12 protein-coding genes, 1 pseudogene and 1 riboswitch are annotated in these 8,278 nt (G+C 70.1%); of the genes and pseudogenes, 7 read left to right on the top strand and 6 right to left on the bottom strand.

Features of this window, described 5'->3' with window-relative positions; all coding sequences use genetic code 11:
* Positions 1-15: 15 nt before the first annotated feature.
* Positions 16-528 (bottom strand): annotated as a pseudogene (locus ACXAHD_RS30005) (alkaline phosphatase PhoX); the annotation flags it as partial.
* Positions 529-878: 350 nt separating this feature from the next.
* Between ACXAHD_RS30005 and ACXAHD_RS30010 the strand changes: the two are divergent.
* Positions 879-1,964 carry a 3-deoxy-7-phosphoheptulonate synthase gene (locus ACXAHD_RS30010; RefSeq protein WP_281553744.1) on the top strand — a complete coding sequence of 362 codons (1,086 nt, stop codon included), beginning with the start codon at positions 879-881 and terminating at the stop codon, positions 1,962-1,964.
* 73 nt (positions 1,965-2,037) lie between these two features.
* On the opposite strand, the gene ACXAHD_RS30015 is transcribed toward ACXAHD_RS30010, so the two are convergent.
* Positions 2,038-2,328 (bottom strand): GlsB/YeaQ/YmgE family stress response membrane protein, encoded by a 291-nt coding sequence (locus ACXAHD_RS30015; protein ID WP_281553743.1) that lies wholly within the window; start codon positions 2,326-2,328, stop codon positions 2,038-2,040.
* A 141-nt stretch (positions 2,329-2,469) separates the two neighbouring features.
* On the opposite strand from ACXAHD_RS30015, the gene ACXAHD_RS30020 reads away from it, so the two are divergent.
* Positions 2,470-2,682, top strand: a complete 213-nt coding sequence (locus tag ACXAHD_RS30020; RefSeq protein WP_278167595.1) for a hypothetical protein — start codon at positions 2,470-2,472, stop codon at positions 2,680-2,682.
* A gap of 6 nt (positions 2,683-2,688) precedes the next feature.
* The gene (locus ACXAHD_RS30025) at positions 2,689-2,892 is read left to right on the top strand and encodes a hypothetical protein (RefSeq protein WP_123600344.1); all 204 of its coding nucleotides are present in this window, start codon (positions 2,689-2,691) and stop codon (positions 2,890-2,892) included.
* Positions 2,893-2,946: 54 nt separating this feature from the next.
* On the opposite strand, the gene ACXAHD_RS30030 is transcribed toward ACXAHD_RS30025, so the two are convergent.
* Together ACXAHD_RS30030 and ACXAHD_RS30035 are read right to left on the bottom strand one after the other, a co-directional pair.
* Entirely contained in the window at positions 2,947-3,276 is a 330-nt protein-coding gene (locus tag ACXAHD_RS30030; RefSeq protein ID WP_281553742.1) for an SRPBCC family protein, read from the bottom strand.
* Positions 3,277-3,279: 3 nt separating this feature from the next.
* A complete protein-coding gene (locus ACXAHD_RS30035) occupies positions 3,280-3,636 on the bottom strand; it encodes a DUF6158 family protein (protein WP_475054836.1) in 357 nt (118 codons plus the stop codon).
* Between the two features lie 152 nt (positions 3,637-3,788).
* Between ACXAHD_RS30035 and ACXAHD_RS30040 the strand changes: the two genes are divergently transcribed.
* Positions 3,789-4,244 (top strand): hypothetical protein, encoded by a 456-nt coding sequence (locus ACXAHD_RS30040; RefSeq protein WP_475054837.1) that lies wholly within the window; start codon positions 3,789-3,791, stop codon positions 4,242-4,244.
* A 25-nt stretch (positions 4,245-4,269) separates the two neighbouring features.
* Entirely contained in the window at positions 4,270-4,599 is a 330-nt protein-coding gene (locus tag ACXAHD_RS30045) for a DUF3817 domain-containing protein (RefSeq protein WP_281553740.1), read from the top strand.
* Between the two features lie 125 nt (positions 4,600-4,724).
* Here ACXAHD_RS30045 and ACXAHD_RS30050 read toward each other — a convergent pair whose 3' ends face one another.
* Positions 4,725-4,940, bottom strand: coding sequence for a DUF397 domain-containing protein (locus tag ACXAHD_RS30050; RefSeq protein ID WP_281553739.1), 216 nt, complete (start codon positions 4,938-4,940; stop codon positions 4,725-4,727).
* Positions 4,941-5,187: 247 nt separating this feature from the next.
* On the opposite strand from ACXAHD_RS30050, the gene ACXAHD_RS30055 reads away from it, so the two are divergent.
* The gene (locus tag ACXAHD_RS30055; protein WP_281553738.1) at positions 5,188-6,069 is read left to right on the top strand and encodes a helix-turn-helix domain-containing protein; all 882 of its coding nucleotides are present in this window, start codon (positions 5,188-5,190) and stop codon (positions 6,067-6,069) included.
* A 47-nt stretch (positions 6,070-6,116) separates the two neighbouring features.
* Here ACXAHD_RS30055 and ACXAHD_RS30060 read toward each other — a convergent pair whose 3' ends face one another.
* Positions 6,117-6,551, bottom strand: a complete 435-nt coding sequence (locus tag ACXAHD_RS30060; protein ID WP_289212411.1) for a DUF6232 family protein — start codon at positions 6,549-6,551, stop codon at positions 6,117-6,119.
* A 569-nt stretch (positions 6,552-7,120) separates the two neighbouring features.
* Positions 7,121-7,258: riboswitch (cyclic di-AMP (ydaO/yuaA leader) on the top strand.
* A 10-nt stretch (positions 7,259-7,268) separates the two neighbouring features.
* On the opposite strand from ACXAHD_RS30060, the gene ACXAHD_RS30065 reads away from it, so the two are divergent.
* Positions 7,269-8,228, top strand: coding sequence for a C40 family peptidase (locus tag ACXAHD_RS30065; RefSeq protein ID WP_475054839.1), 960 nt, complete (start codon positions 7,269-7,271; stop codon positions 8,226-8,228).
* Positions 8,229-8,278 lie beyond the last annotated feature (50 nt).

Raw genomic sequence — 8,278 nt, forward strand, 5'->3', positions numbered from 1 at the left:
ATCGGCTTAGGCAAAAAACTGTCCCAGCGCTGACCACCACACCTTGCGGGTGCCGAAGAGAGGGGCTGTCTCGTAGGCTTCCCCGCGGGCCACCTCCTCGCAGGAGAGCCAGGTGCCCCAGGGCATGGCGCCACCGGCGCAGTTGCGGTTGGTGTTCGCCAGGATCCGGTACGCCGAGACGACGTCGCCGGTGGAGTCGAACCGGATCGCCGAGGCACCGCCGGTACGGGAGATCTCCGAGTTGGAGACGTACACCCAGCCGGTCCCGGCGGTGAAGCAGGCACCACCGTCCGGTGCGTCGTGCCAGACGTACGAGGTGTCGCCGACCCGCTGGCGCGACCTGGCCACGACCCGGCTGGTGAAGCCGGCGGGTAGCGCGATGCCGTTGGCGTCGGGACTGCCGAGTGGCCCGTACGGGCTGGCGCCGGGTTGCGCCGGTGCGGCGAAGGCGCCGGTCCAGAGACTGCCGGAGAAGGCGGCGGCACCAGCGCCGACCACCGTGGCACGCAGTACGCTACGACGATCCATCTCGACCTCCATCGATACTTGTGGCAATCGATGAAGCTAGATGGCGCTGGTGGCCACGGATGTCGACCGGGGTTAACGGGTGGCGAGGACCGGCCGAAGTCCGGTGGTGCCGTCCGGCAGGGGTGCCGCTCAGCGGCCGATCCGGTACAGTGTGGGTCGTGACGCGCACGTATCGATGGTTTAGGCAGCCGGCCCTGGTGCCGGTGGCTCAGCCTTGACCTGACGTCACCCCACCAGAGCCGGCCAAGGGCAGCGGGCATCGAGCCCCTGCCCTTTCGTATGCCAACGAGCAGCCGGCTCGGCTGGGGGCGCCGGCTCCCCAGGGAGGCTGGCGGAAGGAAAGGCACCACATGAGCACCTCCATCGGCCGCGTCGCCGACCAGCGCATCGACCGGGTCGTCCCGCTCACCACTCCGGCCCTGCTGCACCACGAGCTGCCCCTCGACGACCAGCTCAGCGCGCGGGTGCTGGACGGCCGACGAGCCGTCGCCGGCGTGCTCGACGGACACGACGACCGGCTGCTGGTCGTGGTCGGCCCGTGTTCGGTGCACGACCCGGCCGCCGCCCTGGAGTACGCGCACCTGCTTGCCGACGCCGCGCAACGGCACGCCGACGACCTGTTGATCGTGATGCGGGTGTACTTCGAGAAGCCCCGTTCCACGGTCGGCTGGAAGGGTCTGATCAACGACCCGGGCCTGGACGGATCCGGGGACGTCAACTCCGGGCTGCGGATCGCCCGTTCGCTGCTGCTCGAGGTGCTGCGGGCCGGGCTGCCGGTGGGCTGCGAGTTCCTCGATCCGATCACCCCGCAGTACATCGCCGACGCAGTGGCCTGGGGAGCGATCGGCGCCCGCACCGTGGAGAGCCAGGTGCACCGGCAGCTCTCCTCCGGGCTGTCCATGCCGATCGGCATGAAGAACCGCCCGGACGGCAGCGTCGCCACCGCAGTGGACGCCATCCGGGCCGCCGCCGTGCCGCACGTCTTCCCCGGAATCGACATGTCCGGGACGCCGGCGATCCTGCACACCCGCGGCAACGCCGACTGTCACCTGGTGTTACGCGGCGGTGCCGGTGAGCCCAACTACGACGCCGCGTCGGTGACTGCCGCGCTGGACCTGCTGCGGGCCGCCGGACTGCCGCAGCGGCTGATCATCGACGCCAGCCACGGCAACAGCGGCAAGGACCACCGCCGGCAGCCGTTGGTCGTCGAGGACGTCGCCGGGCAACTCGGCGCCGGGCAACGGGGCGTCGTCGGGGTGATGCTGGAGTCGTTCCTGGTGGCCGGCCGGCAGGATCTTGACCCGACCAGGGAACTGGTGCACGGACAGTCGATCACCGACGCCTGCCTGGGTTGGGACCAGACCGCCCAGGTCCTGGGGCGGCTGGCGACGGCGGTCGGGGACCGCCGGGCGGCGCTGGCCGCCGCGCAGCGGTAGCCGACAGCGCTCGCTGGTGACCATGCCCGGAGCCGGCGCGACGGCCGCCTCCGGGATCGGCAGGGGGCGAAGGTCAGCGGGTGGCTCGACGTGGGGCGTCGGTCGGCCGGTGGCCGGCCACCCGGGCGGCGATCCAGACGAAGAACACCGCCAGCGCGACCTGGATCGCGTGCCGCAGCCAGTCGATCCCGGCGGTCTCGCCGATACCCAGCCAGGCGGCGATCACACCGCCGAGCAGGGCGGCGGCGATTCCGACGCCGATGGTCAGCCAGACCGAGATGTTCTGCCGCCCGGGTAGCAGCAGACGTCCCAGAGCGCCGATGATCGCGCCGGCGACGAGCGCCCACAAGATGGTGCCGATCATGAGTCCACCTCCTGGCCCGAGCGTAGGTGCCCGGATCGGACCGGGAGGGCGGAACGCCGACGGTCGCCAGGATGAAACCGGCGATCCGGCTCGGTGCGTGGACCGTTGTTTGCCGTGCCGCGTGCGGGGTAGCAGGCGGGGGTGACCGATGAGACGTCCCGTGCCGAGCTGTACGCGCTGCTCGACGACATCTACCTCGGCAAGGAACGGGTGAGCCGCGCCGAGATCGCCCGTCGGGCGGTCGCCGCTGAGCTACCCGCTCACCTGCTGACCAGGATCAACGCCCTGCCAGAAGGCGAATACGCCCAGGACGAGGCGGAAGAGGTCCTGCATTCCTCCACGGAAGGCGCCTGATCACTGATGGACGAACACCAGAACCGACCAGCCGCCGCCCTCGGCCAGACCCCGGACGGCCAGCCGCCCGAGGACGACCCGGACTTCGCCGGCGAGCACGACGACACGGCGGTCTCCCACGACATCATCGAAGGCACCGACCGGGACCGGGAGCCGGAGACGCCTCGCGGCTGGTCCGGGATGGAGAAGCCCGGGTTCACCGCCGACTGAAAATCCACCCCGGCGGCCATCCGGCGTTGACGACCGGTCGTTGACGACCGGTCGTCAACCGGCGTTCAGGTTGTCGGTGACCGCCCGGACCAGGCTGGTCAACGTCTCGTCGGCGAGCCGGGTCAGCTGCTCGTGCGGCAGGTCGCAATCCAGCTCCAGGTGGAGCATGGCACCACCCGCCTGCACCGGGTACACCTGCACCACGGCAGCCCACGGGCCGCCCGCCGTAGACCACCGGGCCTGCAGGTGGTCGCCGTGGGCGGGTTCCGCCGACGCCTGACGCAGCGGCCCCGGAAGCCAGGCGGCCCGGCGGTCGGGGTCGGTCGCGGTGCCGAACGCCACCTCAGGGGGCGCGGAGACACCGCGTTCGGCGTACGCGGGCACGACTCACCTCCCGTGCCGCAACCGTGCGGCCTCGACCTCGCGGCCCGGGTGCCGGGCGAGATACTCGGTCTCCAGGTCGGCGGTGCGGTGCAGGTGGTTGGCCAGCGCCGCGTCGGTACCGTGCCGCAGCGTGTCCAGCCGGGTCCGGTGCAGGCTGCCGATCTCACGGAGCAGTTCGTCGTCGGCCAGCTCCACCGGGTCGATCCCGGTTTCGTCGATCGTGTCGACCCAGGTCTGGGCACCCGGTCCGCTCGGTGCCGACCAGGGCCGGTCGGCACCGGGCGGATGGTCCGGCCGGGGTTCGAATGGCCGACCGGCCGCTGCCGGGGAGTAACTGCCGTACCGCGCTGAATCCGTCATCTCCGGCCTCCGGGGAGTCGACGAGGCATTACCGTCGTAGGGTTCCCCTGCTGGCCGGCGGCAAACACCGGGCACCCGGCTTGCCGGCGGTCACGCACCTGACTACGACGGCTCGTCGGAGAAGCCGACGGCCGGCCGGTACGCTTCCCTGCATGCGGCAGCTGTGGACCCCGGCGTGGATCCTGCGGCACCTGGTGGCGGTGGCGCTGGTGACGGGCTTCCTCGCGCTCGGCTGGTGGCAGATCAGCCGGGCCGCCGCCGGCAACACGCTGAGCTGGGCGTACGCGGTGGAATGGCCGGTTTTCGCGGCGTTCGTGGTGTTCATCTGGGTCCGCGAGGTGCGCCAGGCCCGCCGGGCCGCACCCGGCTCGAACGACGGGTCGCCGTCGCCGCACAGCCGGGCACCGCACAGCCGGGCACCGCACAGCCGGGCACCGCGGCGGAGCGGGCACCGGGACGAGGCGTTCGGCCGACCGGTACGGGTCCGGTCCACCGCCGGCGCGACCGTTGCTCCCGGCCTGGAGGATCCGGACCTGGCCGCCTACAACGACTACCTGGCCTGGCTGAACGCGAACCCGCACGCCAGGGCTGGCGACTACCCGGGCTGACCGGAAGAGAGAAGGACGGACGACAGTGTCAGGCGCACTCACCCGGTACCGACTGATCGCGTACGTGGTCGGCGTGGTGCTGATCCTGCTGATGGTGGTCGGCATGCCGTTGAAGTACCTGTTCGACCAGGCCATCGTGGTCGAGACGGTCGGGCCGGCGCACGGGTTCCTCTACATGGTCTATCTGGTCGCCGCGTTCGACCTGGCCCGACGGGCCAACTGGTCACTCGGCCGGATCCTGGCGATCATGCTGGCCGGGACGGTGCCGTTCGTGTCGTTCTACGCCGAGCGGGTGGTCGTCCGTTGGGCGGGCGGGCAACCGCGTACCGAGCCGGACAAGGTGTTCTCCGGCTGACACCGGGCGGGCGGTGGCCGGCTGACAGCGCCCCGGGCCGGGCCGGCACCGGTCGGGCCGACCCGGCCGGGGCGTACGGCCGACGTTGCCGGCGGCCGTGGTACCGAGCCATGTGCGGCGTCGGATCAACCCGTGGTGTGGCCGCCGGAGCTGGTCGGTGCACCGGACAGCCCGGCGACGAATGCCGACCAGGCAGCGGCCGAGAATTCCAGGTGCACTCCGGGGTCGGTGGAGTTGCGCACCCCGACCGCCGGGCCGATCTCGGCTACCTCAACGCAGGTCGTCGCCTCGCAGCGGCGACTCTTACGCCACGCCGGACCGGCAGTGCTGGTCACAGTCACCCAGACTCCTTAATAAGGATAAATCAGTAGATTTGCCATCAGAGCACGCAGGCAATCGGGCGGACTGTACCAGTTCTCGATCTTGCTGACGCGACTGGGCGACACCGGGAAAGCCGGCGGAACCGCCGTCCGGACCATGCGGAGGGGCCGGCCGTCCTTAGCAGACCTGACGGCGGCGGTGTAGCGTGCAACAGGGTGGCAACCAGCCAGGTAGCACACTGCTAGGCACTCCCCCGGAGCGTTTCCCATGTCTGCCCGACACCAGGGCCCGACCATCGGGCGTCGCCGGCTGCGTGCGGCGCTACGCCGGGCACGCGAGGCCGCCGCGCTGACCCAGGACTACGTCGCCGCTCAAATGGACTGGTCGCTGTCGAAGCTGATCCGGATCGAGTCGGGGTCGGTCAGCATCTCGACCAACGACGTCAAGGCCCTGCTGGACCTGTACGGCGTACGCGACCAGCAGCAGGTGCAGGATCTCGTCGAGTTGGCCCGGGCGGCACGACGGCGCGCCTGGTGGAGCGGATACAAGGACCGGGTGCCGGCCGCCTACGCGGCCTACATCGGTCTGGAGGCGGAGGCGTCGGCACTGCGCTACTTCCAGCCGATCAGCTTCCCCGGCCTGCTGCAGACCGAGGAGTACGCCCGCGCGGTGATCCCGGCCGACGGCCCGCACCACGTACCGGCAGCCGAGATCGAAGGACGGGTGCAGATCCGACTGGCCCGCCAGCACGAGGTGCTGTTCGGCGCGGACCCGCCGCAGATCGAGGTGATCATCGACGAGGCGGCGCTGCGCCGGATGACCGGCGGCCCGCGGGTGCTGCGCGAGCAGCTCCAGCACGTGGCGAAGATGTCCGCGGCGCCCCACATCACGGTCCGGGTGCTGCCGTTCACCGCCGGGAGCAACACGGTGCTCGGTCCGTTCGTCATCCTGCACTTCGCCGACCAGGCCGACGCCGATGTGGTGTACGTGGAGAGCGCTCTGGTCGAGGAGGTCATCGACCGGGCCGACGAGGTCCGGCCGTACCAGCATGTGTTCGACCGGCTACGGGCGGAATCCCTGTCGCCGGCCGACTCGGTGGCGATGCTGCACGACCTCGCCCGTCGACTGGACGGGCCGGATGCGGGCTGACCGACGTTGACCAGCCCGCCGACGACCGCCACGGCGGCCGGGCCCGCTCACCGCTGGTCGGGCATCCACGGCTCGATGGTGACCGGCTCGGACAGACCGGCCAGCCGGGACATCTCCCGGGCCCGCATCAACGCCCGGCTCACCTGGCCGTACTGGCGTTCGTCGTCGGTGCTGAACAGCAGCACCAGCAGTCCCTGGTGGCGGCCCCATAGTTCGTACGCCCGCGGCCGCAACCGGTCGCCGAGCCAGGCGACCGCCACCGGCACGAACGCAGCCGCCAGCATGGCGAGGTAGGCACCCGCGCTGACCTCATCCAACCCGCGGGTGTAGCCGACGGTCACCGCGACCGCCGTCAGGGTCACGGCGGTCACCACGATCACCCGGCCGGTGAGACGGTCGCGGGCACCTCGTGCGGTCCGGAGTTCGGTGAGGTCGCGGACGGCGAACCGCCGGCCGGCCACGACGAACCATTCACCGGTCACGCAGATACCGGGCTGCCGGTAGAAGGCCCGTCCGACACTGGGGCCGGACGGGGCGGGTACCGGGGAACCGCGTCGGGGTGGGGTCTGGCGAGTAGCACGCATAGCTGCCTCCGAAGGGCTCGTGCGGCGCTGACCTTGCGGGTCCATTGTGCAAACAGCAAGCTACTCGATGGAAGGTAGTCATTCTGCCACCTAGCAGAATGACGTACGGCAGGCCGCTTCCTGGATGACGAATCAGACCTTCCATCCCCATTTATCCGTATAGCACAATGACAACAACCGCGTAGACCGACTAATGACGCATTATTCGCAGTTGATCAACCGCCCGCCAATGACGACGCACCGCAGTCGACCGATTACACGAAGGCAGGGAGATGTTGCCCAGAGCAGCCAGCCGTCACATCCAGTAACTGTCACCGGGCCCCAGTCAGTTCCATGCCGCGGATCACGATCGCAGCACTTTCCGGGTCGCAACCCTTGCGGCTAAGTTGGACCGGCTGGTCCGGTCGCCAGTCACCGGGAAGCGGTGATGCCGGTCCAGTGCCGCCGAATCGCCGTAGCGAGATTACCTGGCGTTACAGCCAGTGATTCCACGGTCGCGATCCGGGGACCCACCGGCACCTGGGGTGAATCCGCGGTCCACCGCGGTAGGGCGAACTTCCCGCCCGAATCCGTCAGCTAACCCGGTAGGCGGCCAGGAAGAAGGGTTCTGCGTTCTTGTCAACAGCGCGGATTCTGCTGCGCACCCTGATGCTGACCGGCGTAAGCCTCGGCCTGGTGGTACCGGCGACCGCCGCGACCGCCCAGCCGACGGTCAGCGAACTCACGCAGCAGATCGACAAGGAATCCGAAGAGCTGGCCAAGGTCGTCGAGTCGTACAACCGGCTCAGGGAGGAGGCCAAGGCCACCCGGACGGCGGCCGAGGACATCGACGCCAAGCTCGGCCCGCTGCAGGCCGAACTCGCGGCAGCGCAGACCGAGGTCGGTCAGATCGCGGTCAACGCGTACAAGACCGGCGGGTTGAGCACCGCGACCGCCCTGCTCGACGGCACCTCCGGCAGCTTCATCCACCGGCTCGGCACCCTGGACCACCTGGCCCGGGACCGGCAGCAGCGGCTCAGCGAGTTCACCAGCACCCAACTGACCTACCTGGCCGAGCAGGAGAAGCTGCAGGCAGCCCTGAAGAAGCAGGACGCCCAGGTCAAGGAGCTCGCCGACCGCAAGAAGAGCATCGAAGCGGACATCGACGAGCTGATGGACAAGCGGGAACGGGCGTACGGTGCCGCGAGCGAGACCGGCTCGTCGTACACCGGGACCGTACCGTCGGTGTCCGGTGCCGCCGGCTCGGTCGTCGAGTTCGCCTACGGAGCCATCGGCAAGCCGTACGTCTGGGCCGCCAGCGGCCCGAACGGCTACGACTGCTCAGGCCTGACGCTCGCCGCCTGGCGTACCGCCGGCAAGAGCCTGCCGCACAACGCGGCGATGCAGTGGGACGTGGTCGCGAAGATCAACCGTGGCGCACTGCAGCCCGGTGACCTGGTGTTCTACAACGGTCTCGCCCACGTCGGCCTGTACGTCGGCGGTGGACAGGTGATCCACGCTCCCACCTTCGGCCGCACCGTCGAGCTGGCCAGCGTGGACATGATGCCACCGTACGGCTACGGCCGGGTCCGCTGACCCGGTCGCTCGCCCCGACGAACTGCCGACGGCCCGGCATCCGCTAGCGC

The organism is Micromonospora sp. ABR4_055 (assembly GCF_056160425.1).